At 67.3% G+C, this 22,147-nt stretch carries 17 protein-coding genes and 10 pseudogenes; 19 read left to right on the forward strand and 8 right to left on the reverse strand.

Annotated features, from left to right (window positions below; genetic code table 11):
* Window positions 1-32 precede the first annotated feature (32 nt).
* Window positions 33-926, reverse strand: a complete 894-nt coding sequence (locus OHU89_RS00060) for a hypothetical protein (protein WP_405638628.1) — start codon at window positions 924-926, stop codon at window positions 33-35.
* 170 nt (window positions 927-1,096) lie between these two features.
* Here OHU89_RS00060 and OHU89_RS00065 point away from each other — a divergent pair.
* The 6 genes and pseudogenes from OHU89_RS00065 to OHU89_RS00090 all read left to right on the forward strand — a co-directional run.
* Window positions 1,097-1,221, forward strand: a pseudogene (locus tag OHU89_RS00065) (maleylpyruvate isomerase N-terminal domain-containing protein); the annotation flags it as partial.
* 147 nt (window positions 1,222-1,368) lie between these two features.
* Window positions 1,369-2,088, forward strand: a complete 720-nt coding sequence (locus tag OHU89_RS00070) for an IS6 family transposase (RefSeq protein ID WP_405638629.1) — start codon at window positions 1,369-1,371, stop codon at window positions 2,086-2,088.
* A gap of 130 nt (window positions 2,089-2,218) precedes the next feature.
* Window positions 2,219-2,548 (forward strand): annotated as a pseudogene (locus OHU89_RS00075) (acyl-CoA dehydrogenase family protein); the annotation flags it as partial.
* A gap of 115 nt (window positions 2,549-2,663) precedes the next feature.
* Window positions 2,664-2,837 (forward strand): annotated as a pseudogene (locus tag OHU89_RS00080) (acyl-CoA dehydrogenase family protein); the annotation flags it as partial.
* 89 nt (window positions 2,838-2,926) lie between these two features.
* A complete protein-coding gene (locus tag OHU89_RS00085) occupies window positions 2,927-3,136 on the forward strand; it encodes an acyl-CoA dehydrogenase family protein (protein ID WP_405654211.1) in 210 nt (69 codons plus the stop codon).
* 523 nt (window positions 3,137-3,659) lie between these two features.
* Window positions 3,660-4,247, forward strand: a complete 588-nt coding sequence (locus tag OHU89_RS00090; protein ID WP_405638630.1) for a hypothetical protein — start codon at window positions 3,660-3,662, stop codon at window positions 4,245-4,247.
* A gap of 159 nt (window positions 4,248-4,406) precedes the next feature.
* On the opposite strand, the pseudogene OHU89_RS00095 reads toward OHU89_RS00090, so the two are convergent.
* Window positions 4,407-4,505 (reverse strand): annotated as a pseudogene (locus tag OHU89_RS00095) (Ku protein); the annotation flags it as partial.
* 190 nt (window positions 4,506-4,695) lie between these two features.
* Window positions 4,696-5,253 carry a hypothetical protein gene (locus tag OHU89_RS00100; RefSeq protein WP_405638632.1) on the reverse strand — a complete coding sequence of 186 codons (558 nt, stop codon included), beginning with the start codon at window positions 5,251-5,253 and terminating at the stop codon, window positions 4,696-4,698.
* Window positions 5,254-5,383: 130 nt separating this feature from the next.
* Between OHU89_RS00100 and OHU89_RS00105 the strand changes: the two are divergent.
* A pseudogene (locus tag OHU89_RS00105) lies at window positions 5,384-5,545 on the forward strand (IS5/IS1182 family transposase); the annotation flags it as partial.
* A gap of 55 nt (window positions 5,546-5,600) precedes the next feature.
* Here the strand turns inward: OHU89_RS00105 and OHU89_RS00110 are convergent.
* Together OHU89_RS00110 and OHU89_RS00115 are read right to left on the reverse strand one after the other, a co-directional pair.
* Window positions 5,601-6,194 (reverse strand): hypothetical protein, encoded by a 594-nt coding sequence (locus OHU89_RS00110; RefSeq protein WP_266881999.1) that lies wholly within the window; start codon window positions 6,192-6,194, stop codon window positions 5,601-5,603.
* A gap of 101 nt (window positions 6,195-6,295) precedes the next feature.
* Complete coding sequence (locus tag OHU89_RS00115; RefSeq protein WP_266882001.1) at window positions 6,296-6,697, reverse strand: hypothetical protein; 402 nt, start codon at window positions 6,695-6,697, stop codon at window positions 6,296-6,298.
* A 98-nt stretch (window positions 6,698-6,795) separates the two neighbouring features.
* On the opposite strand from OHU89_RS00115, the pseudogene OHU89_RS00120 reads away from it, so the two are divergent.
* Window positions 6,796-7,181, forward strand: a pseudogene (locus OHU89_RS00120) (transposase); the annotation flags it as partial.
* 685 nt (window positions 7,182-7,866) lie between these two features.
* Here the strand turns inward: OHU89_RS00120 and OHU89_RS00125 are convergent.
* Together OHU89_RS00125 and OHU89_RS00130 are read right to left on the reverse strand one after the other, a co-directional pair.
* Window positions 7,867-8,457: pseudogene (locus OHU89_RS00125) on the reverse strand (polymorphic toxin-type HINT domain-containing protein); the annotation flags it as partial.
* Window positions 8,458-8,505: 48 nt separating this feature from the next.
* Window positions 8,506-9,283: pseudogene (locus tag OHU89_RS00130) on the reverse strand (transposase family protein).
* A gap of 229 nt (window positions 9,284-9,512) precedes the next feature.
* Here OHU89_RS00130 and OHU89_RS00135 point away from each other — a divergent pair.
* The 3 genes from OHU89_RS00135 to OHU89_RS00145 all read left to right on the forward strand — a co-directional run bounded on the left by OHU89_RS00135 (window position 9,513) and on the right by OHU89_RS00145 (window position 12,504).
* Window positions 9,513-10,580: an IS110 family transposase gene (locus OHU89_RS00135; protein WP_405638635.1), complete on the forward strand. Its 1,068-nt coding sequence runs from the start codon at window positions 9,513-9,515 to the stop codon at window positions 10,578-10,580.
* Between the two features lie 542 nt (window positions 10,581-11,122).
* Complete coding sequence (locus OHU89_RS00140; protein WP_405654214.1) at window positions 11,123-12,346, forward strand: IS701 family transposase; 1,224 nt, start codon at window positions 11,123-11,125, stop codon at window positions 12,344-12,346.
* The gene (locus OHU89_RS00145) at window positions 12,343-12,504 is read left to right on the forward strand and encodes a hypothetical protein (RefSeq protein WP_405638637.1); all 162 of its coding nucleotides are present in this window, start codon (window positions 12,343-12,345) and stop codon (window positions 12,502-12,504) included. Before OHU89_RS00140 ends, OHU89_RS00145 begins: the two co-directional genes overlap by 4 nt.
* A 17-nt stretch (window positions 12,505-12,521) precedes the next feature.
* On the opposite strand, the gene OHU89_RS00150 is transcribed toward OHU89_RS00145, so the two are convergent.
* Window positions 12,522-12,980: a MarR family winged helix-turn-helix transcriptional regulator gene (locus tag OHU89_RS00150; RefSeq protein WP_405638639.1), complete on the reverse strand. Its 459-nt coding sequence runs from the start codon at window positions 12,978-12,980 to the stop codon at window positions 12,522-12,524.
* 417 nt (window positions 12,981-13,397) lie between these two features.
* Here OHU89_RS00150 and OHU89_RS00155 point away from each other — a divergent pair, with 417 nt between their 5' ends.
* The 8 genes and pseudogenes from OHU89_RS00155 to OHU89_RS00190 all read left to right on the forward strand — a co-directional run bounded on the left by OHU89_RS00155 (window position 13,398) and on the right by OHU89_RS00190 (window position 21,567).
* Window positions 13,398-13,877 (forward strand): hypothetical protein, encoded by a 480-nt coding sequence (locus tag OHU89_RS00155; protein WP_405638640.1) that lies wholly within the window; start codon window positions 13,398-13,400, stop codon window positions 13,875-13,877.
* Between the two features lie 5 nt (window positions 13,878-13,882).
* Window positions 13,883-15,418, forward strand: a complete 1,536-nt coding sequence (locus OHU89_RS00160; RefSeq protein ID WP_405654216.1) for an ISKra4 family transposase — start codon at window positions 13,883-13,885, stop codon at window positions 15,416-15,418.
* 53 nt (window positions 15,419-15,471) lie between these two features.
* Window positions 15,472-15,954, forward strand: coding sequence for an SUKH-4 family immunity protein (locus OHU89_RS00165; protein ID WP_405638642.1), 483 nt, complete (start codon window positions 15,472-15,474; stop codon window positions 15,952-15,954).
* Between the two features lie 401 nt (window positions 15,955-16,355).
* A complete protein-coding gene (locus OHU89_RS00170; protein WP_405638644.1) occupies window positions 16,356-17,798 on the forward strand; it encodes a non-reducing end alpha-L-arabinofuranosidase family hydrolase in 1,443 nt (480 codons plus the stop codon).
* 347 nt (window positions 17,799-18,145) lie between these two features.
* The gene (locus OHU89_RS00175; RefSeq protein WP_405638646.1) at window positions 18,146-19,246 is read left to right on the forward strand and encodes a ricin-type beta-trefoil lectin domain protein; all 1,101 of its coding nucleotides are present in this window, start codon (window positions 18,146-18,148) and stop codon (window positions 19,244-19,246) included.
* A 21-nt stretch (window positions 19,247-19,267) separates the two neighbouring features.
* A pseudogene (locus OHU89_RS00180) lies at window positions 19,268-19,405 on the forward strand (IS701 family transposase); the annotation flags it as partial.
* Between the two features lie 62 nt (window positions 19,406-19,467).
* Window positions 19,468-21,081: pseudogene (locus OHU89_RS00185) on the forward strand (glycoside hydrolase 43 family protein); the annotation flags it as partial.
* Window positions 21,061-21,567, forward strand: coding sequence for an RICIN domain-containing protein (locus tag OHU89_RS00190; RefSeq protein ID WP_405654219.1), 507 nt, complete (start codon window positions 21,061-21,063; stop codon window positions 21,565-21,567). The pseudogene OHU89_RS00185 and the gene OHU89_RS00190, both read left to right, overlap by 21 nt.
* Window positions 21,568-22,147 lie beyond the last annotated feature (580 nt).

The raw sequence follows: 22,147 nt of genomic DNA on the forward strand, positions 1-22,147 counted from the left end.
GTCTGATGGAGACGTCCTGCGAGGCGCCGTTCCTAGCGCATCAGCAGTCCCCGCATCCCCAGCCCGTAGTGCACGCGCAGCCGGTGCAGCTCCCACAGGCCCACCGCCGTGACGGAGAGCGGGGCGCCCAGGATGAACACGTACCGGATCACCGTCGGCACGCCCTCGTGGGCGCCGGTGAACATGTCGATCAGTGCCATCTCCCACGCCAACGCCATGATCAGCAGCGGCGGCACCGTCTCGTGGATGTCCGCGGTGCGGAACACGTGCTGGACGGCGAGTCCCACGCCCCAGACGACGAACGGCGTCACCCAGAAGAGGACGAAGAGGGTGAACGCGAGGATGAGGCCCTTCGTCACGGTGAAGTGGCCCTCCACGAGGGGTTCCTGGCCCTCGAAGAACCCTGAGAGCACGATGATCGGGAAGACGGAGGCCGCCGCCATCATGGCCACGATCGCGCCGAAGCACCGCCCCGCCCGGCGCAGCAGGTCCCGTCGCGCCGCCGGAGCGGCCAGGCCGTACAGGACGCCCACGACGACCGGGAGGGTCGCCGCCAGCACGAGGGCGCTGGTCCACGACTTGTCGACCTGCTCGTCCGCCGCATCGCTGAGTTTGGGGGCGAGCTTGTAGGCGTAGGACATCCACAGGAACGCGCCCACGCCGACCAGGGTCCTGATCTTCCGCATCCGCGCCACCTCAGGATCCGAGACGATGCCCGGCCGTGACGGGGTGAAGACCCTGCGCGCGGTGTGGATGGGGCCGATCCGCCGCCGCAGCCGGGTGATCGGCCCGCCCGGCGGCGGCACCGGCGGCCCCGGGTAGGGCGGCTGGGGCTGTGGCGGCACGTAGGGCTGGGGCGGATAGGGCTGAGGTGGCTGCGGCTGGTAGGGCTGGGGCGGCTGTCCGCCCGGGTTCCAGTTGCTCATCGTTCGTCCCCCGATATGCGAGTGTGCGCCACGATGGGCGCGATCGCCGAGTGTATTGAGCACGCAGGGTCCGCGCAGCTCTCGCCCCGGGCCGTGCACCGAACGGCCACAATTACGCAAGCATGCTTGCTTGTCTTCTTCGGCGCTGCCATGCCCGAGGGGAGCGTCCCGTGTCCGATCCGACGCCCGTGTTCGACAACCTGCGCGAGGAGAGCGAGGAACTCGACCGGCTGGTGGCCGAGTTGAGCGCCGAGCAGTGGGCGCTCGCCCCCCGGCGCCCGGCTGGAGCGTCGCCCGGCCCGGTCCGGCTCAGGGGCTGGGAGCCTGTGGCGGGGCGGCGGTTGCCCGGCTGCCCTGTGCTTGAGGGTAGGCAGCGGGGCACTGTCACGTTGACTGACCGGTGGGATGATCTTCTGGTTGATCAGCCTGGGAAGGGTCGGCCGTGGGGAGCGCGTCGCTGTCGTACAAGGGGCACCGGTACCCGGTCGAGGTCATCTCCCACTGTGTGTGGCTGTACCACCGCTTCCCGCTCAGCTTCCGCGAGGTCGAGGAGCTCATGCTCGAGCGCGGCGTGACCGTCTCCTACGAGACGATCCGCCGCTGGTGCGCCAAGTTCGGGCAGGCCTACGCCAACGCGCTGCGCCGCCGGCAGCCCCGGCCCGGTGACAAGTGGCACCTGGACGAGGTCTTCATCAAGATCAACGGGCGGTTGCAGTACCTGTGGCGGGCCATCGACCAGAACGGCAACGTCCTGGACATCCTGATGCAGAACCGGCGGGACAAGGCCGCGGCCAGGCGCTTCTTCCGCAGGCTGATGAAGAGGACGGGTGCGGTGCCGCGGGCGGTCGTCACCAACAAGCTCCGCTCCTACGGCGCTGCCCACCACGAGGTCATGCCCTGCGTAGAGCACCGCCAGTCGAAGTACCTGAACAACCGGGCCGAGAACAGCCACCAGCCGACCCGGCAGCGTGAACGGGCGATGAAGGGCTTCCGCTCCGTGGGCGGGGCCCAGCGGTTCCTGTCCGCGTTCAGCGGTATCTCGCCCCACTTCCGGCCCCGCCGCCATCTGATGCCCGCCCACGACTACCGAGCCGAGATGACCGTCCGCTTCACCATCTGGGAGCAGATCACCGGCGTCGCCGGCCTTGCCACCGCGGCCTGAGCGCAGACCCGGCTCCCAAGCCCACCCTGCCCCGACGCGCCGTCAGCAGTCACACAGCCAACAACGTGACAACGCCGGCGGTAGGGGTGCCGGGCATATCGCACGGGCGATCCTGATCCACCGCCTGGCCGTGGTCTCCGCGGCCGCCGCGGCCATCCTGCAAGCCGGCCTCATCCCCATCGGCGCCCTGTCCCACTGGGGCACCCCCGAGCAGCAGGCCCAGTGGCTCCCCCGCGCTGCCGACGGGACGGTGCTGCTGTCGATCGCGGTCACCGAGCCGCACACCGGCGGGCACATCGGCGGCATCGAGACGATCGCCGTCCCCACGGGGAACGACCAGTGGGTGATCAGCGGCGAGAAACTGCACATCGGCAACAGCCATCTCGCCGGCCTGCACGTCGTCGTCGCCCGCACCGCTCCGGCCGACACCACCGCCTCGAGGGCACTGACCGCATTCCTCGTCGAGCACGACCGCAAGGGGGTGAGCCTGGCCCCGCACCGGGCTCGCCTGGGCTTTGCACGGCTTCAGCGCCGGCCGCCTCATCCTGGACCGGGTACGCGTGCCCGCTACGGCGATGCTCGGCGACCTCGGTCAGGGCCTGCACGTCGCCCAGAGCAGCAGCATCGTCTACGGGCGCCCCAACCTCACCGCCCTCAGCCTCGGCCTGCACGAAGCCTTCATCTCCACCACCGCCACCTGGCTCAGCGCCCGGCCTCGCTACGGCGCCCGCCTCGCCGACGTCCCCGTCGTCCGCGACCGCCTCGGTGCCATGCAGGCACGGCTCCAGGAAGCCACCTGCACCGCCTACAGCTCGCCGCCGCCACCGGACGCGACGCCATGGAACTGCACGGAGCCCACGCACTCGACGGCGACTACCCCCTGCAACGCCTCTTCCGCGACGTCCAGCACACCTACGCCCCCGCCGGAACCGGCGAATTCCAGCGCATCCACCTCGCCAACACCGCCCTCGGCACCCCCACCACCAACTGGTCCCAGCAGATGGCCACCCCCAGCGCGACGACGAGAGGCCAGCCCGCCGCCGCATGAACTCCCGTGCACGGCACTCCTGTTACCACTCCCCTGCCGCGCACGGACCCTGCACCCCTGGCGTCGATCCCGTTCCCCCACGGCCGGCGCCAGGGGGCCCGCACCCTTGTCCCCCGGTAGGACGGTGACCGGGGGACAAGGGCTAACGCCCGGCGCTGGATGACACGTATTCCTTCCAGCGGCGGGAGTCAGCCCGGTGCCGGGCCGTCTCTCCCCCGAGCGGCCCGGCATCGCGGCCCACACTCCGGTGGCCAAGGGGACCGCTATGCACGAACTCATCACCACACCACTCGGCAAGCAGCACCTGATCCTGCGGCCTGGCAGCCCCAAAGCCCTCCAGCTACCCGCAGCCCGGTTCAATGATCGGCGCAGCGCGTGGACTCCGAGGCCCAGATGCCGTGTGCCGCCTACTGGCCACCGCCTTAGCAGGTGACGTCAGCAGGCCCGCGACCAGGGCGAGGCGTATCGGCAGGTGGCGAAGGGTGCCTACGGCGAGCTGCGGGGCGGCGGATAGCGTACGGGCATGGCGATGACGGGGAAGCGACGGGTCCTGTACCGGCAGGGCAGCGGATTCTGGCGGATGACGGCGAAGTGGGTTCTGGTCTTCGGGGCCCTGTACCTGCTGGATGGCGGGCTGCTCCGGTCGTGGGGCGACGCTGCGGTCTGGCCGATGATCGGGATCCTGCTCTGGGTGCCGTTCAGAATCGGCGTCGCCTGGTACCCGAGGAAGGACCAGCTGGTCGCGCTGACGGCGCGTGAACTGCGTGTACGGCGCAAGCGGCTGCCGATGGAGAAGGTGAACCTGCTGCACGTGGCCCGGCTGTGGCTGGAGGGGCAGTCGACCGCGGACGCCCAGCCAGTGCTGGAATGGACACGGTTCGACCGAGTGGTGTGGGTGCCGCTGCAGGACGGCCGGGCGTTCGGCGTGGAGTTTCGCGACCCGGCCGCGTTCGCCAAGGTTTTCGGCGCCTTCGCGGTCACGGCGTGCGGCGGGCCCGACATCGTCTGTGCGAGGGCCGCAGCGGCAACCTACCCGGAGCCGCGCCCGATGCGGCCCCGCCCCACCGACGACAGAGGCTCCTGGCCGGACCTCCTGGACATCTTCAACTGACAGCCGGAAACACACGGAAGGGCAGGGGCAGCGGCAGCGGCAGCGGTCCGTCAGGGGCGCGGGTGGAGGGGGCCGGCGTTGTCGACCAGCTCCCCCAGGAGGCGTTTCGCACAAACACCTCCTGCTACTCGCCGAACTTGCCAGTACACAAAAGGCCCCGCGCTCCCTGCCCGACCAGGCGTACTTGGCGATCGCCACCCTCGACGACCTGCCCAGGGCCTCCCTGAGCAGCTTGTACGGTTTCGCCGACCCTTGCCCAGGGCTCGACGGCCGCGAGGGCCGCCGGGTAGCACTCGCGCAGCAGTGAACCCCTTCGAACCTGGCGATTGCGCTGCCCAGGAGCCTTCGATAGCGCCCGGGAAACCGTGATCAGCTATCTACGCTCGGCCGAGGGCGTTGGTGTACGTCGAACCTATGCTGACAGTGCTGCAGCTGCCTTCACGGATGCTCAGTACGGTGCCATCACCAAGTCGCCGATCACCCGCAGCCCTACTTGGGCCGCAAGCCACGGTATGCGTTCGGCCTCAACTTGCTTGGCGTGGACGAACACCGTGTAGTCGGCCGCCGGCTCTTCCAGATCGAGGTCGCGGGCATGCGCGCACAGGGTGACGAACGCGCCGCGGGTGCCTCCCACTCCCAGACCTACCTCTGGAGCCTCGGGCCAGGCGTTGAAGTCCCACCGCACCGTCGCCGGGCTGTCGCCAACGGCCTTGAGAAACGGCCCCACGGTCTCGGGTGCCCCAGCCCAGCTTCGTAGCCAGATGGGCAAGTAGGCCGACGGATCATCCCCCGTGTCCGAGGCGCCGTCCCTCTCCCCTACAGCCCACCAATCGGCGTCCGGCAGCAGGGCCAGCACCTGGGAGAGAGCGCGAGTCGAGGAGATCCGCGCATCGAAATCGACTTCCAAATACCTCAGGTCGGCGATCCCCAACAGCCTCTCAACGATGCGCAACCCCTCCGAGAGGTCCGCGGTTCTCAAGATGGGCTGCGCGTAGGAGTTGGACACGACGACCAGTGTGCCACCGCATGAGCGTTGTCCACCCCGCCAGCCGGTTGCGCAGTTGAGCTGACGGTCAGCAGAAGCCCCTGGTAGATGGGTTGTCGACCAAGAATTCCCTCTCTACCAGCTGCTTCGCATGCTTGTCTACCCGTCCAGGATCGACGTGTCCAGCTCCGCTATGCGCTTCCTGTCCGCTCGGTTGCACGACCATCGCCGGCAGCGCGTCACCCGCTGGCGCCGGCTGAGCACGGGCCGCCGGGCTCTGCTCACCCTCGCCCACCTGCGGTGCGGGCACACCTCCAAACTGAGGGTGGAAACGGTTCGTTGATTCTCTGCGGGCCCGTAGCGTCAGCTCAATCCGGAATCTCTGCCTGGCCGGCATTCATCCACAGGGAAAGGAATTCGACCTCCTCAGGCGGAAGTGTGCCACGCTCCGCCATCCGGGGCACAGACCGAACGATGGGCTTCGCGCGGCGCAGATCAGAGATTCCGCGAATTGCGATCTGCCCCTCCTCTTCCCAGGTCATTCCCGCAAGTGCAGAATTTCCGCGCAAGGAGAGCATCACGAATCCAGGGCGCCCGCGAGGGCCTCCGAGAATGCCACTTTCAGTGCCTGCCCCCATGACGTCCCACACCCTGCCCAGCCGAACCCGCGCCCATCGCAGCACGGGCCATTCGTGGCCGCTCGCGATGTTTATCGAGAGTAGGAATTCTCGTCCACTCCCGACTACCCCTATTCCGTTCGCCATCTTGAACCACGCAGCATTCGCGGCATCAATTAGGTCATCTTGACCGAAATCGAAGAACTCGTCCAAAGCTCCGTCATGCTCGCCACATGCGCTAATCATCCACAGCGGATCCGGGGGAAGTGTCATAGTGGGAGCCTGAATACCCAGAAATTCCAAACCTGCCGAGGAGAGTTTTCGGCTTAGTTCCTCAGTCTCCATTTCAACTCCGATTAATACTCCAGCTGTTAGATCGTGATCTTGGTCGTGAATGGGACCGCCGCTGAGCGGCCTGCATGCGCTGAGGTGGCCGTCCCGGCAGATCACTTGCTGGGGCGGGCGATGGTGATGTCGATGGCGCCGGCGTCTGGCCCCGGCGAGTCCACTGCGACACGCACGTTGCACTCGCCGCGGTCGCCCACTCGATGCACGAAGCGGGTCAGCTGCTCGACATCGCCGACTGCGATGCGGCCATCAGGCAGCAGGAGCGAGCCGTCGAAGACTGTGGTGAAATCCGGGTCGGGCCCTTCGGCCTCCGGCGCTTGGGGCTGTGTGAAGAGACGCACTTTGATCAGTCCCCTCTGAGCTCGAACCCGAACAGCCACATGGGTGTCGCAGCTGGCCGCGGGCGCAGACTCCAGAGCGAGGGAGACTGGAACCCAGTCGGTCGCTCCCAGGTGCAGCACGGGGTGATTCACGTAGATGTCGACGCCGGCGACCTGCATGGTGCTCCTCATGCTCGCAATAGGTGCGGCCACCGTTGATCATCGGCGTGTGAAGACAAACGATCATGCAGTGGCCGCAGGTCACAGAGTAGACCCCGCTCGCTGGCAGGAGGCGTTCGTTCACTTGGGTCGAGCCCCGGCGCCGGACCGGGCGGCTGGTGCTCGGGCTGCTGTCGGACCTGCTGCGCAAGAACTGCTGGAGCATCGCCGAGTGGGCGGGGGAGACCAGCCCTTATGGCATACAGCATCTGCTGTCCCGGGCTGTCTGGGACGCCAACGCCGTCCGCGACGACGTACGTGAGTACGTTCTCGACACCTTCATGACGAAGCAGCAGTGTTGGTCGTCGACGAGACCGGCGACCTGAAGAAGGGCACCCGCACTGTCGCCGTCCAGCGCCTGTACACCGGCAGGATCGAATACGCCCAGGTCGCCGTCTACCTCGTCTACGCGGGCGAGCGGGGCAACGCGGCCGTGGACCGGGAGTTCCAGGACTGCCTCCATCTGTTGAGGGCGGCGCGGGTCGAAGCTGACGCGCGCGTGCCTGGGCCTGAGTATCGGCCGCTGCCAGGAGGCGGACGGGAGCTGAGCCACCCCGTCTTGGTCGACAGTTCCCCACTGTCGGTCTCCAAGTCCGCAATCTGGTAGCGGTGCTGGCGAGCGGACACGCCGCCTGAGAGATCCACGCTTCAGCGGTCGCGACCACACGTTCCCGAACCGCCCATACCAGTCGGCCCAGCCAGATGTCCCACGTGAACAGGCCAGCGAGTGGTGCCGACGCGACGTACTCGATGCGCAAGCCCGTTGCGCCGCCCAATGATCGACTGTGAACCTTCAGATCGACTTCGTTACTCAGCTGCAGGAAGTCGACGTCCAACTACCCAGTCACGAACGACCTCTACCACGACTTGAATACCGTCCAAGTCGTCTAGCTGTCGGTGCTCGGAATGCGCATCACCGGCCACCATGTCGATCAAGTCAAGCTCTGAACTCCCGTCCTCCCAAACAGTAACCTGACCACCCAAAGCGCCCACCTCTACGGTCCAAGAGACGGATCTGTTTGGCCAATTATCAGGAGACCGCTTGGTCGTTGACTCCGCTCCAACCAGGGACTCTTCAGACTGAATTTGCGTTACGGCCTCAAGCGTAGCGGCCAGAAGCAGGGAGCCCCTTAGCATCCGCCACCGCCCAAACGAATGTTCTTCGCTGCCGGCATACCGGGAGTGCCGCCCTTCTTAGCCAAGTAGCGCCCCATCAGCGTGTCGGCATTTGCCATCTTGTAGTCGCCAGGACGACCGCCAGGAAGTAGGGATGATTCAGGAACTTCAAATTCCACATAAATGGAACCTCGGTACGTAGGCTTGTACGCATCCGGATTCCCCGGGCTAACCACATAGGTCAAACCGCCCGCCCCCTCCTGAACCATTCCCGTCGTCAACATCTTTTGATATTCGTCTGGCGACATCCAGCGTCCCACGTTGGCCATTCCGGGACCTGGATCGCTACCGCCCGCATTGTGCACCAATACCGGCGTCTCGCCCGCGAGTACATAGTACGTGTGGAGGCCGTCGACGGTGAGGTTGCGCGTTTCCTGCCTTCGGTCGAACGAGTGGGTTGCGACAACCTCGACCACCGCGCCGGTGTTCGTACGTAGGGTCGCCCCCTTCTTCAGGTCGACCGCGTTGACCCATGCGCGTTCTGAAGGCGACCAGAACGGGTGGTGGTTCGTTGCGATGATCTCAGCAGCAGTACCGTCACTCGTCCTGACTGCTACTTCTGTGAAATCCTTATCGTCCTCAGTGAACCTCTTTCATCCTGAATAGTCGCAGGTCAGTAGTACGTGGATGGCTTGGACGGTGCGGCTGATGCGGCGGGTGGAGCAGCGTGCTCGTCGCATGATGCGCCAGGACTTGAGTCGGGCGAAGGCTCGTTCGCCGGCGGCTCGCAGGCGGGCGTGGTCGCGGTTGAACTGCTGGTAGTGCGCGGGCTGTTCGCTGTGGTGGTAGTAGGGGGTGCGGACGGTGGCGCCGGCACCCTGGTAGGCGCGGTCGGCCAGGATGAGGATCTGCCGGGTCAGGCAGGCCTGGACGATGCCGTGGGCGCGGGCGGAGGTCAGGTCGTGGGTGCGGCCGGGCGTCGCGCGGGAGAACCACAGCGGTGTGCCGTCCGGGGCTGCGACGACCTGGACGTTCATGCCGTGCTTGCGATGCTTCATCGAGTAGTACGGCTCGTCCGCCTTGATGCGGTCGGTAGGGATGAGGGTGCCGTCAACGATGACGTGGTCGCCCTCGCCGAGACCGGTGAGAGCTTCCTGGAGGCCGGGCGCCCAGGAGGACAGGATGTCCAGTGTCTCGTCGACGTAGCGCCAGGCGGTGCTCTCGGATATGCCGAAACCGGCGCCGAGCTGCGCGAACGTCTCGTTCTTACGCAGGTGGACCAGAGCGAGCAGAGCCTGTTGGAAGCAACCGAGTGCGCCAACGGGTGTTGCGTGCGCGTCGGTGTTCGTACAGCAGCCAGGCAACATGCTCGACGAGCTCGTGCGGGACGTCGAGCGTGGCAGGATACGGAACCAACAGGGCAGTGATGATGGCGTAGTGGTCCTCCGGCCGGGTCTGACCCTCAACAGGGCGGACACCCAATGGGGTTGTCGTTCAGGAGATCTGTCGGTTCGGTGCGGAGGGCCACCACGCACACGGCCGGCCGGACGTTTGTGACCTGATAGGAGCTTGGGCAAGAAGCCCCCGTCACTGCTTTGTCCGCACGCCCGACCGACGTGTGCTGTCCCCGGAAAACCTGTGAGAGGACAGCACCACCATCATGGCTGATCAGCGCCCGGACGTCTTCGGCGGAGTGGACACCCACTCCGACACCCACCATGCCGCAGTTATCGATCCTCTCGGGCGGCACCTGGCCGACCAGACCTTTCCCACCACAAGCGATGGCTACCGGGCCCTGCTGGAGTGGCTGCGTTCGCATGGCCGGGTGATCGCAGTCGGCGTGGAAGGCACCGGTTCCTACGGCACCCAGCTCTCCCGGGTTCTCACCGGCGCCGGCCTGACCGTCTTCGATGTCAACCGGCCCGACCGGCGCCTGCGCCGCCAATACGGCAAGTCCGACCCGATCGATGCCTATGCCGCTGCCCAGGCAGCCGCCTCCGGACGTGCGACCATCACTCCCAAGACCCACGACGGCGCCGCCGAGTCCCTCCGCATCCTGCACAACGCCCGAGCCTCTGCGGTCAAGGCCCGCACCCAGGCAATCAACCAGATCCGCAGCGTAATGGCCACCGCACCCGACGCCGTGCGCGCCCAGCTCCGCAACCTGGCGGCCGCGGACCTCATCGTCACCTGCGCGCGACTGCGTCCCAGCTCAGACCTGGCCAGCCCCACCACAGCCGCCAAGTTCACCTTGCGACGACTCGCTCGCCGTTACCAGGAACTGGACAACGAAATCAGCGAGTACGACTCGGAGTTGAGCGCGCTTGCCGCGCTGGCAGCACCGGGTCTGCTGGCCATTCACGGAGTCGGTCCCGAGACGGCCGCCCGGCTCCTGGCCGCTGTCGGCGACAATCCCGAACGCCTGCGTTCCGAGGCAGCATTTGCCCATCTGTGCGGTGTCGCTCCCATCCCCGCCTCCTCCGGACGCAGGGACCGCCATCGGCTCAACCGCGGAGGGAATCGCTCCGCCAACGCTGCCCTCTACCGCATCGCCGTCGTCCGCATGCAACGTGACCGCCGGACACGCGAGTACGTCGCGCGGCGCACCACCCAGGGACTGCAGAAGAAGGACATCATCCGATGCCTCAAACGCTACATAGCTCGCGAGGTCTTCAAGGCCCTCACCTGCACCGATAGCAATGAGAGAGGCCTCGCACAGGCCGCTTGACACACGATAGGAGCATCTCCTCTGGTCGCCGGTGTGCTGAGTGGAATCACCACGCCAACGACGAGGGGCCCTGTCTCGTCACCAGACCCGCTGACCAGCCCATTTCACCCGCCAGCACAGGATGAAAGAGGCTCAGTGATGATAGTAGCGAGGACAGTGCGCGCTTCTGTCTTTCCGGTTTCAGGGTCGGTGGCGATTACATTGTCGCCTACCTCGACATCCTGAATTGCCTTCACAGTCCCATCGGCCATGAGGATACGCGTTGTAGGCAGGAAGCTGTTGAAGGAGCATATGCTCGCCACCTGCTTGTTGAGCGCTTTCGCCGCCTGGTTGAGGGCCCCAGACAGGACGCCCAAAACGGCGCCTGTACCTTGATTGGCGAGAGCTTCGCTTGTGGACTCTTCATCCCCGTCCAGAGCGTCCGATGTGGCAGCGCCGGCGGCACCGGCGGCACCAAAGCACATGTACGTGGCGCCTAGTACTACAGCCGGTTGTTCACGTGACGTGACGGCAGGTGCCTCGTTGCTCCGTTCGTGGGACTGATGCTGCCGCTGGGCGTGGTGCAGACGGGCGACCTGAACGAGTTCGAGATCCGGTCGCTGGATGGGGAGTTGGAGGCGCTGTGTGCCTCGGTGGACGATGTGTTCGCGCGTCCGGCCTCGCGGGAGAACCTGCGGGCGATGGTGCGCGGGCTGCTCAGCGAGGTGCCGCGCAAGAACCTGTGGCAGCTCGCCGAGTTCGCCGGGCACCCCAATCCCGACCGGCTGCAGGGCTTTCTCGCCAAGGCGGCCTGGGACGCCGACGAGCTGCGCGATCGGGTCCGCGCCTACGCGGTCGCCGCCCTGGCCGCCGACGATGCGGTGCTGATCGCGGACGAGACCGGCGACATCAAGAAGGGCACCAAGACCGCCGGGGTGCAGCGGCAGTACACCGGCACGGCGGGCCGGATCGAGAACGCCCAGGTCAGCGTGCATCTGTCCTACGGCTCCAACCGGGGCCGCACACTCATCGACCGCGAGCTCTACCTCGGCCGCGCCTGGGCCGGTACCACCGCCGAGCACGAGCATCGCTGCGCCGAGCAGGACATCCCGCCCGAGCGGGCCACCGAGGTGGCGACCAAGCCGGAGCTGGCCCGGCGCATACTGGAGCGCGCCCTGGAGGCCGACGTGCCCTTCACCTACTTCCTTGCCGACGAGGCGTACGGGCAGTGCCGCGCGCTGCGCGCCTGGCTGGAAGAACGCCGGGTCCGCTACGTGCTGGCGATCTCCAAGAACGAGGCCGTGCCGCTGCCGGACGGCCGTACCCGGCAGGCCCGCGAGCTGTACGCTCTCGTGCCCGAGGAGACGTTCGAGCGTCGCTCGTGCGCCGGCGGCGCCAAGGGGCCACGCGAATACGACTGGGCCAGTGTCCAACTCGGCCCCACCGCCGGGGACTTCGAGCGGCATCTGCTGATCCGCCGCTCCACCGTGCCCAACAGGAAGGACAAGAAGACCGGCGCTCTGGTACGCGAGATCGCCTACTTCCTGTGCCACACCCACCCCGGCGCAACCCTGGCCGAACTGATCACGGCGGCCGGGCAGCGGTGGATGGTCGAGGAGGCGTTCCAGGCCGCCAAGGGCCAGGCCGGCCTGGACGAACACGAAGTGCGCAAGTGGTGCTCGTGGTACCGGCACACCACCGTGTGCATGCTCGCCATGGCCTTCCTCACCGCCGTCCGGAGCCGGCATATACCCGCCCAGCCGACGCCACTCGCTCCCCGAGCGTGAACGAGATCCGCCGCCTGTACGACCGGATCGTCCTCGCCCCCGCCCGCACCACCCGGACCTGGCTCGTCATGCACTGGCACCGCTGGCGCACCCGCCATCAAACCCGAGCCCGCGCCAGCCACTACAGCACGCGAACGGCCCGCGCTCACTCACCGTGAAACCACCGGCCGTCACACTAGTGGTGCCAAGCTCGCCCACCCGTGTTGTGGATGAACCGCTGCAACACCTTGAGGGTGGTCAGGTACTCCTCGTCGGAGATGCCCGCGTGCCGTTCCGCCCAGAGCTCGTCTTGAAGGGCTGCGGCCTTGTCGTAGAACGCCCTGCCCTCGGCCGTGATCCCCAGGCGTCCCTCGGCATCCTCGGTGATCCAGCCCTGGGCGATGATCGTGTCGATCTCTGACTCCATGGTTTCCGGGCCGGTGTCGAAATAGTTCCGAAGGAGGCGGGACACTTCGTCACGGGTCTTGACGGTGTCGGCGCCTGCGACCTGCGCCAGGGCCCACCACTGCGGTTGGGTGGTGCCGATCCCGGCGAGGGCAGCCCGGGTGCGGGCGATGACGGCCTTGTAGACCGCCCAACTCCAGTAGCCGATGGGCTGTTTGATCAGGTCGGTGTCGCTGTGCGAGTACTCCATGGCCGAAACCCCTGTCGTTGTCTGAGCCGCCTGGACGAGATCGACCGTAGAAACTCAACTGGACTTGAGGTCAAGGGCGTACCCGTCGACTCGTCCGAGAGGCCGCCTACTTGCTGCTCACTCACCGTGAAACCACCGGCTGTAGTACTAGCCGTGAGCGCGGCTGAGATTCCGGCACGTTCTCACCCGAGCGTCTCGCCGCCTCCCCTTCGCGTCCACTCATCCGTCAGCATCTACGCCACACCCAGTCACCAATGATGTTCGACGGGCAATCCGGCTTGGGTGTAGATCTTCTGAGGGTGCCTCGTTGGGGTGATTCGCAGAGGTTCGGGATGCGGTCGGTCGTGCTGACTTCTACCGTCGCCGGGGTCGAGCCCGCCGTGAGGCGTGCGGGTGCTGAGCGAGGGTGGGTGTGGTGTGCCGTCGTTGATGGAGGCGTTGGAGGCCAGGCGAGCTGAGGTACTGGGCCATGCCGAGCGGCTGCGTGAGCAGATCGCTGGTCTGTCCGAGGAGTTGTCTGGGGCCGAGGAACGGCTGGCGCGGTTGCAGATCGCGCGGGAGACGGTGGAGGAGGTGTTGGCCGCGCCGTCTTCGCCGGTGCCGGGCTCGGACGGCGCGGGTGGGCGTGACGGCGGGGTCGCCGTGGCGCTGTTGAAGGCCGAGTCGGAGCTGGATGTGACGGTGATGTCGCCGGAGTACCGGGAGATCATCGCCTTGTTCGCGACCTCGGGAGCGGCGATGCGCTGCAAAGAGGTCTGTCGGCAACTGGGTCTGGGGACCGAGCCGCGGCACGTCGAGGGGATGCGCTCGAAGCTGAAGCGGCTGGTGGAGCGCGGAATCCTGGCCGAGCCTTCGTCCGGGCTGTTCAAGGTCGACGGCCGAAAGCAGGGGTGGTGAGCGTGGTGAGGCCGTCCGATGGTGCGCTCGCGGAGTGTGAGGACGCTTTCGCCGCCTCGGCGGGTCTGTTCGCCGCGGCGTGTGCGGAGCTGGCGGCTCCGGAAGCTGCGGTGATGACGCACGCGCGGTTGGAGGACCTGCTGGGTGCGCGGATGCGCGAGGTCACCCGGCAGTTGTTCCAGGACCACCTGACCCTGCGGGCCAGGGACGAGGTGCGCCGTGAGGACGTCGTGGACGCTGCCGGTGCCGGGCGCTCCCGGATCGAGCGGGGCCGGCGCCGGATGCTGGCCACGGTGTTCGGCAAGGTCACCGTGGTCCGGATCGCCTACCGCGGCACCAGGGTGGCGGACCTGCACCCGGCTGACGCGGTGCTGAACCTTCCGGACGCACTGCACTCGCACGGGCTGGCCAGGCTCGCCGCGATCGAGTCCGCCCGCGGCAGCTTCGCCGATGCCTGCGAGCGGATCAACGCCGTCACCGGCTCCGGAATCGGGCACCGGCAGGTCCAGGAACTCGCCGTCGGCGCCGCAGTCGACATCGACGCGTTCTACGACGCCCTCGTGCCGGCTCCCTGCACCGGCACCACGCCGCTGATCTTGTCGGTCGACGGCAAGGGCGTGGTGATAAGACCCGAAGCACTGCGTGAGGACACCGCGAAGGCTGCGGCCGCCAAGGGCGGCAACGCGATGAAGACCCGGCTGGCGTCCGGGGAGAAGCACGGCAGGAAACGGATGGCCACCCTGGGAGCCGTCTACGATGCCGAGCCCGCGCCGCGCACGGTGGACGACATCTTCGCCGACCCCGACCGGCAGGACGACGCCGCCCACGGCGCGACGCCCGAGCGCCGCCAGGGGCCGAAGGCCCGGTCGAAGTGGTTGTGCGGCTCGGTGACCGACACCGCCGCGCAGGTGGTGTCCGCCGTGTTCGACCAGGCAGAGCACCGCGACCCCGGCCACCGCCGTTGCTGGGTCGTCCTGGTCGACGGGGCCCGCCATCAGATCGACCTCATCAAGGCCGAAGCACTACAGCGCGGCGTGGACGTCCACATCATCGTCGACCTGATCCACGTGCTCGAATATCTGTGGCGAGCAGCCTGGTGCCTGCACGACAACGGCGACGCCTCCGCCGAGACCTGGGTCGCCCGCCACGCCCGCACCCTCCTGGCCGGCGGCGTGCAGCAGACCGCCGCCGCCATCGAGGAAGCCGCCCGCACCGCCGGACTGCGTGGCGCCCAGCGCAAAGGCATCGACGAGGCCGTGAACTACCTGACCGGCAAGGCCGAACACCTGCACTACGACACCGCCCTTGAACGCGGCTGGCCGATCGCCACCGGAATCATCGAGGGAGCATGCCGGCACCTGGTCAAAGACCGCCTGGACATCACCGGCGCCCGCTGGGGCCTGTCCGGAGCTGAAGCCGTACTCAAGCTGCGCGCCGTCCGCGCCAACGGCGACTTCGACGCCTACTGGACCTGGCACCAGCAGCAGGAATTCACCCGCAACCACCAGACGCGCTACCGCGACCAGGTCATACCTACCTGATCGACAGCGCCCTCATTAGATCTGCACCCATTCGGGATCTGCCTCCATTGCCGTTGCCCCACTACACCGTCGTGCGAATCGGCTGCTCAGCAGACGTACCCGACGAGATTGCCAGCGATCTGTGGCAGATAGGCATCCCGGCCGGGCTGATCGGTTACGAGTACCAACCGCTGGGCAAGGCAGCGCTCTTGGACGGGATCGGTTTGAACGGCTTGGTCGCCTTCGGGACCAGCGGCCTGTTCGGACGGATCGGCATCGACGTGGCGTCGCGTCGCGTGGTGCACATCCCCACGCCCGCGTCCGCAACCGCCAACCACGTGAACAGGAACCTTGGCCTCTTCCACGAGTGCGTCGCGGCCACGATCGCCCGCTTCCCGTTCTACGAGGAAGGCGAGGAGGAAAGCTTCCAGGCGGCGGCGGACGAGCTGCGCGATCTCATAGCCACCCTTGATGACACCGCCCTCGCCCACAACGGGTTCTGGGAGACCCTGTGCGACGACGTAGGGATTGGCGACTACGCGAACTGGAGGGACTGAAACACCTCGGCCTCCCGCATCAGGCCCGTGGCCGGCAGGGATTCAGCAATCGTTGTCGAGCACGACGCCACCCGGGCACCGAGCCGAACCAGCGGCCCAGGTGAGCGACCTGGTCGGGGTCCGTAATGATCACCAAGCCCGCGCCCGCATCGCCACCTGCCCCTCACGCCAAAGACCCGTACAACCAGGGGACTTGAAGACGCCTGGTTTCAGCCTGCGGACGTTTCTGCCCGCGGATTCTGCGAGAAGTATTGACGCCATTCATGGGATGTCTAGCATTCTCTCGATCGGTACTTCGACCCTTGTTCGGCATATCGACCATCAGGGTTGCATCACACCGCCTCCGGACAGCCCCTGACGGGTCAGCCCGGAGTCGCTTGCTCAAGGATGACGAGGTCCTTATGCGCAGACGTAGTTTCAGCCGCAGACGCCCGTCCGCGGTGCTGGCCGCCGTGGTCGCGGCCCTGGCCGCGTTGGCGGCGCTGCTTGTCGCCGGCCCGGCTCAGGCGGCCACCACCAGCGACGTGCGCGGTGTTGATTCCGGCCGCTGTCTCGATGTGGCGGGCGTCAGCCAGACCGACGGCGCGAACGTGCATATCTGGGACTGCCACGGCGGAACCAACCAGCAGTGGACGTTGACGGACAGCGCCCAGCTGACCGTGTACGGCAACAAGTGCCTGGATGCCCGGGGCGGCGCCACCACGCCCGGGACCCCGGTGCAGATCTGGACGTGCACCGGCAGTGACAACCAGCAGTGGCGGGTGAACCCCGACGGCACGATCATCGGCGTGCGGTCCGGGCTGTGCCTGGAAGTCGCGGGCTGGGGCAAGGCCAACGGCACAGGGGTACAGCTCTGGTCGTGCCAAGGCGGCACCAACCAGAAATGGACCGGCCTGTCCGGAGCGAGCAACGCATGCGCTCTTCCGTCGACCTACCGGTGGACCTCGACCGGCCCGCTGGCGGAGCCGAAGGCGGGGTGGGCCTCGCTCAAGGACTTCACCACCGTGAAGTACAACGGCCAGCACCTCGTCTATGCCACGACGCACAACACCCTCGCCGGTAACGATGGGCGCTGGGGGCTGACGACCTTCAGCCCCTTCACGAACTGGTCCGACATGGCCACCGCCACCCAGAACACGATTCCCTTCGATGGCATCGCGCCGACGCTGTTCTACTTCGCCCCGAAGAACATCTGGGTGCTCGCCTACAACGGGGGGTGGCCGTACAGCTTCTCCTACCGCACCTCGAGCGACCCCACCAACCCCAACGGCTGGTCCGCGCAGCAGGAGCTGTTCACGGGCACCCTCCCGAAGGGGGGCCCGCTCGACGTGACCCTCATCGGCGACGACACGAACATGTACATGTTCTTCGCCAACGACGAGGGCGACATCTACCGGTCCAGCATGCCCATCGGCAACTTCCCGGGCACCTTCGGTTCGGTCACGAAGATCATGAGCGACACGGCGCTCAACCTGTTCGAGGCGCCAGAGGTCTACAAGGTCCAGGGTCAGAACCAGTACCTCATGATCGTCGAGGCCCAGAATTACACAGGGTATGGTCGCTACTTCCGCTCGTTCACGGCCACCAGCCTGGGCGGCACGTGGACACCGCAGCCGCAGGCCGACACCGTGACCAGCCCCTTCGCCGGCAGTGCCAACAGCGGCGCGACGGCCTGGACCAGGGACATCAGCCACGGCGATCTGGTTCGCACCAACCCCGACCAGACCAAGACCATCGACCCTTGCAATCTGCAGTTCCTCTACCAGGGGCGCGACCCCAGCACCGACGGCGGGGACTACGGCCTCCTGCCGTACCGGCCAGGGGTACTGACACTGCAGCGCTAGCCGGTGGCATGACGCAGGTCCCGGTGTTCCTGACGTTCGCGGGCAACGACGCACGCCGAACCGACTGAACCATGCCTCGACACACCGTCAGGCCCTACCCACCCGACAACGTGACAACGCCTCCCCGTGGCCGGCCAGTGCCTTCACTGCGAGGGGGCCGGGCATGCCCGCCCGCTGTGGGAGCGGTCGCGGACAACCGGCTACGCACAGGTTCCTCACCACACCGTTCCGCCAGTACGTCATGTGCCCGCCGATGCCAACGGGACGACACAGCAGCCGAGTTGCCGACACGAACGGCGAACAGCCCCCGCCAGATTCAGCACCCACTCGCAGAAGAGGACGACTGCATGAGAAGGCCTTGGATACTGTCCCTCATCACGCTGGTCATGGCCGCGCTCGGGATGACGGCAGCAGGTGTGGCACCTGCCTCCGCCGCCTCGAACACGCCCTTGCGGGTCATGCCGTTAGGTGACTCCATAACCTGGGGTGTGGGAAGCAGTACGGGCAACGGCTACCGGGGTCCGTTGTGGGACATGCTCGCGGCGGACGGCCATCCGCTGGACTTCGTCGGCACGTTGCGGGGCGGTTCGATGTCCGACCCCGACAACCAAGGTCACCAGGGATACAGGATCCACCAGATCTCCGAACTCGCCGACGCCTCGCTGACCCGCTACCGGCCCAACGTCGTGACGCTGATGATCGGCACCAACGACCTGGCCGGGAGCTATCAGGTCTCCACCGCCGCCGACCGGCTGAAGTCGCTGGTCAACCAGATCACCGCCGCCGTCCCCGACGCGACCGTCCTCGTGGCCTCCCTGGTCGTGTCCACCAGCGGCTCGGAGGAGCAGTACCGTGCCGCGTACAACCAGGCCATCCCCCAGATCGTGAGCGAGGCACAGTCCGCGGGCAAGCACGTCGCATACGTGGACATGAGCAGCCTGACCACGGCCGACCTGGACGACGCCCTGCATCCCAACGACGCGGGCTACCAGAAGATGGCCGACGCCTTCCACAGCGGCATCCAGTCCGCGGACAGCGCCGGGTGGCTGAGGAACCCCGCCCCCGCACGCGTGCAGTCCGACATGGGCGGTAAGTGCCTGGATGTCAGCGGCTTCGGCACCGCCGACGGGACCGCCGTCCAGATCTGGAGCTGCGGCAACAGCATCAACCAGCACTGGTCCGCCTACACCGATGGCACGCTGCGCTCCATGGGCAAGTGCCTCGAAGCCGCCGGCTTCGGCACGGCCAACGGCACCAAGGTGCAGCTCTGGGCCTGCCACGGCGGCTCCAACCAGATCTGGGAGCCCTACAACGGCGGCTACCGCAACCCCGCCTCCGGCCGCTGCCTCGACATTCCGGGCTACTCCACGACCGACGGCACACAGCTCCACCTGTGGGACTGCCACGGCGGCTCCAACCAGAAGTGGACCACTCTGACCGCAGGATGACCCCCGCTCCCGGTCCCGGGATTCGAGGGCCGCTCCTGGACCGGCTGGCATCACCACGTCACCCTGGTCACCGCCGCCCACGCGTTCCTGACCGAGCAGCGCCTGGCCCCAAAAGCCGATACAGCGGGCTCACCCTCTACCAGATCCTCGACGCCATCCGAGAATGATGTCCGACATTTCGCACCTCGGCTCCCCCTTACCCGTGAGGAAGTTGATCTCGCATGTCCTGGCTCCAACACCCCCACAGCCGCCGGAGAGTCATGGCGGTCACCGCCGGCCTGATCGCGGGCGCCACGCTGCCGGCGATGCGCGCGGCGGCGGCCACAACGGCCCAACAGGAGCAGTTCACCAACCCGGTGATCTGGCAGGACTTCGCCGACCTCGAGGTCATCCGCGTCGGCGACACGTACTACTACACCGGCTCGACCATGCACTACTCGCCGGGCGCGCCCGTCCTGCGCTCCTACGACCTGGTCAACTGGGAGTTCATCGGCCACTCGGTGCCGGTCCTGGACTTCGGCGACGCGTACGACCTCAAGGGCGGACGGGCGTACGTCGGGGGCATCTGGGCGTCCTCGATGCGCTACCGCCCCAGCGACGAGACCTTCTACTGGCTGGGCCAGATCGGCTTCCAGCGGTCGTACGTATACAGGGCCACCGACGCTGCGGGCTCCTGGACCCGGCACGCCGAGATCGGCAGCATCTACTACGACGCGGGGCTGCTCTTCGACGACGACGGCACCCCGTACGTGGCGTACGGCGCCAACGAGATCCGCGTCGCGCAGCTCTCCCCGGACATGCGCTCCGAGGTCAGGTCGGAGCATGTGCTCACCAAGCCCGCCGAGTTCGGCCTGATGGAGGGCTCCCGCTTCTACAAGATCAACGGGAACTACTACATCTTCGTCACCCGCCCGGCCGACGGCACCGCCGGGCAGTACATCTGGAAGTCCACCTCAGGCCCCTTCGGCCCGTACGAGATGCGGGAGGTGCTGTGGGACCTGTCCCGCCCGATCCCCGGTGGCGGCGTGCCGCACCAGGGCGCGCTGGTCGACACCCCGAACGGCGACTGGTACTACATGGGCTTCATCGACGCCTATCCCGGCGGCCGCGTCCCCGCCCTGGCCCCGATCACCTGGAACGCCGCCGGCTGGCCCGAGCTCCAACTCGTCGACGGCGAGTGGGGCGAGACATACCCCTACCCGGTCACCCCGCACCCGCTCCCGCCGATGACCGGCGCCGACACCTTCCAGGGGACGGCGCTGGCGCCGTACTGGGAGTGGAACCACAACCCCGACACCGCCGCGTTCACCGTCGACAACGGGCTCACCCTCAGGACCGCCACCGTCACCGACGACCTCTACAACGCCCGTAACACCCTCACCCGCCGCATCCAGGGCCCCGCCTCCACCGCGACCGTCGTGCTCGACTACTCCGGGATCGCGGACGGCGACCGGGCCGGGCTGGCGATGCTGCGCGACTCCTCCGCCTGGATCGGCGTCACACGGCAGAACGGCGTCAGCCGGCTGGTGATGTTCGACGGCCTGACCATGGACGCCCGCTGGAACACCACCGGCACCGGCACCGAGCAGGCCCACGCCGACCTCCCCACGTCCGGCAGCCGCATCTGGCTGCGCGCCACCGCCGACATCAGCCCGGGACCGGGCCGCCAGGCGACGTTCTCCTACAGCACCGACGGCGCCACCTTCACCCGGCTCGGCCCGGCCTTCACCATGACACATGCGTGGGAGTTCTTCCTGGGCTACCGCTTCGCCATCTTCAACCACGCCACCAAGGCCCTCGGCGGCAAAGTGCGGGTGGAACGCTTCGAGTTGAGCGCGTGCGCCCCGACGGCGCAGGCAGGCACTGTCGACACGAACGCCTGGTACGTCGCGGTCAACCGCAACAGCGGCAAGGCACTGGACGTGGCGGGCGCGAGCTCCGCGGACGGCGCCGCGGTCACGCAGTGGGCCCGGCACGACGGGACCAACCAGCAGTTCCAGTTCGTGGACTCCGGTGACGGCTACTACCGGTTGAAGGCGAGGCACTCCGGCAAGCTGCTGGACGTCTCCAGCTGGTCGACGGCCGACAACGCCGCCATCCACCAGTGGAGCGACCACGGTGGCGCGAACCAGCAGTTCCGGTTGGCGGACTCACCGGACGGATACGTCCGGTTGATCAACCGCAACAGCGGGAAGGCCGTCGAGGTACCGGGCTTCTCCTCCGCCGACGGGACCGGCATCGTCCAGTACTCGGACTGGGGCGGCGTGAACCAGCAGTGGAAGCTCGTCCGCGCCGGCTTCACGGGCTTGCCCTCCTGCTGACACCGCTATCCGGCTCAAGCCCACCGCAACTCCCCTTACCCGCTGGGCAAGGGGAGTATCGGTCTGCGCGCCCGAGGTCGCACGGCCGACAGCGAGGTCCGAAAAGACTTGGACCGGGCACCAGTAACTAGATGTGTGCCAGCGGGCCAGATCTCTCCGAACTTGAGTGCCTACGACGCTCACGCTCACTTTCTGCTCAGGTCACGGCTGAAAGAGGTCCGGCCCGTCGATAGGGGATGGCGTCCCGCTTCGTGGTGTTGCCGATCGACCTGGGGGCGTACCCCCCGCGGGCTGTGTCGTTGGGGATTCCGCTCCTTGCCCGGCAGGCGGGCCACCATCCAGCTCTCCCTGGTGAACGGGCAGTTCAACCAGGAGGTGCATGATGGCCTGTCCCAGCACGACTTACTTCGGCTGCTTGAGTCACTGCGTTCGGCGGGCGGACTCGAACTCGTCCGGTCCGTGGCCGAGCGGATGCTCCAGGAGCTGATCGAGGCCGAGGTGACGTCGAGGATCGGCGCGCCCGGAGCCGATCTGCCGCTTGTTTGTTTTCTGACCGCCGACGCCGGCGCGGAGGCCGACG

It is taken from the genome of Streptomyces sp. NBC_00019 (assembly GCF_045041015.1).
Lineage (GTDB): Bacteria > Actinomycetota > Actinomycetes > Streptomycetales > Streptomycetaceae > Streptomyces.

What these genes read in the sequence shown, in the direction of transcription:
- OHU89_RS00060 (WP_405638628.1), bottom strand. Translation starts at nt 926, where the DNA reads ATGAGCAACTGGAACCCGGGCGGACAGCCGCCCCAGCCCTACCAGCCG.
- OHU89_RS00085 (WP_405654211.1), top strand. Translation starts at nt 2,927, where the DNA reads ATGGAACTGCACGGAGCCCACGCACTCGACGGCGACTACCCCCTGCAA.
- OHU89_RS00090 (WP_405638630.1), top strand. Translation starts at nt 3,660, where the DNA reads ATGGCGATGACGGGGAAGCGACGGGTCCTGTACCGGCAGGGCAGCGGA.
- OHU89_RS00110 (WP_266881999.1), bottom strand. Translation starts at nt 6,194, where the DNA reads ATGGAGACTGAGGAACTAAGCCGAAAACTCTCCTCGGCAGGTTTGGAA.
- OHU89_RS00115 (WP_266882001.1), bottom strand. Translation starts at nt 6,697, where the DNA reads ATGCAGGTCGCCGGCGTCGACATCTACGTGAATCACCCCGTGCTGCAC.
- OHU89_RS00135 (WP_405638635.1), top strand. Translation starts at nt 9,513, where the DNA reads ATGGCTGATCAGCGCCCGGACGTCTTCGGCGGAGTGGACACCCACTCC.
- OHU89_RS00140 (WP_405654214.1), top strand. Translation starts at nt 11,123, where the DNA reads ATGCTGCCGCTGGGCGTGGTGCAGACGGGCGACCTGAACGAGTTCGAG.
- OHU89_RS00150 (WP_405638639.1), bottom strand. Translation starts at nt 12,980, where the DNA reads ATGGAGTACTCGCACAGCGACACCGACCTGATCAAACAGCCCATCGGC.
- OHU89_RS00170 (WP_405638644.1), top strand. Translation starts at nt 16,356, where the DNA reads ATGCGCAGACGTAGTTTCAGCCGCAGACGCCCGTCCGCGGTGCTGGCC.
- OHU89_RS00175 (WP_405638646.1), top strand. Translation starts at nt 18,146, where the DNA reads ATGAGAAGGCCTTGGATACTGTCCCTCATCACGCTGGTCATGGCCGCG.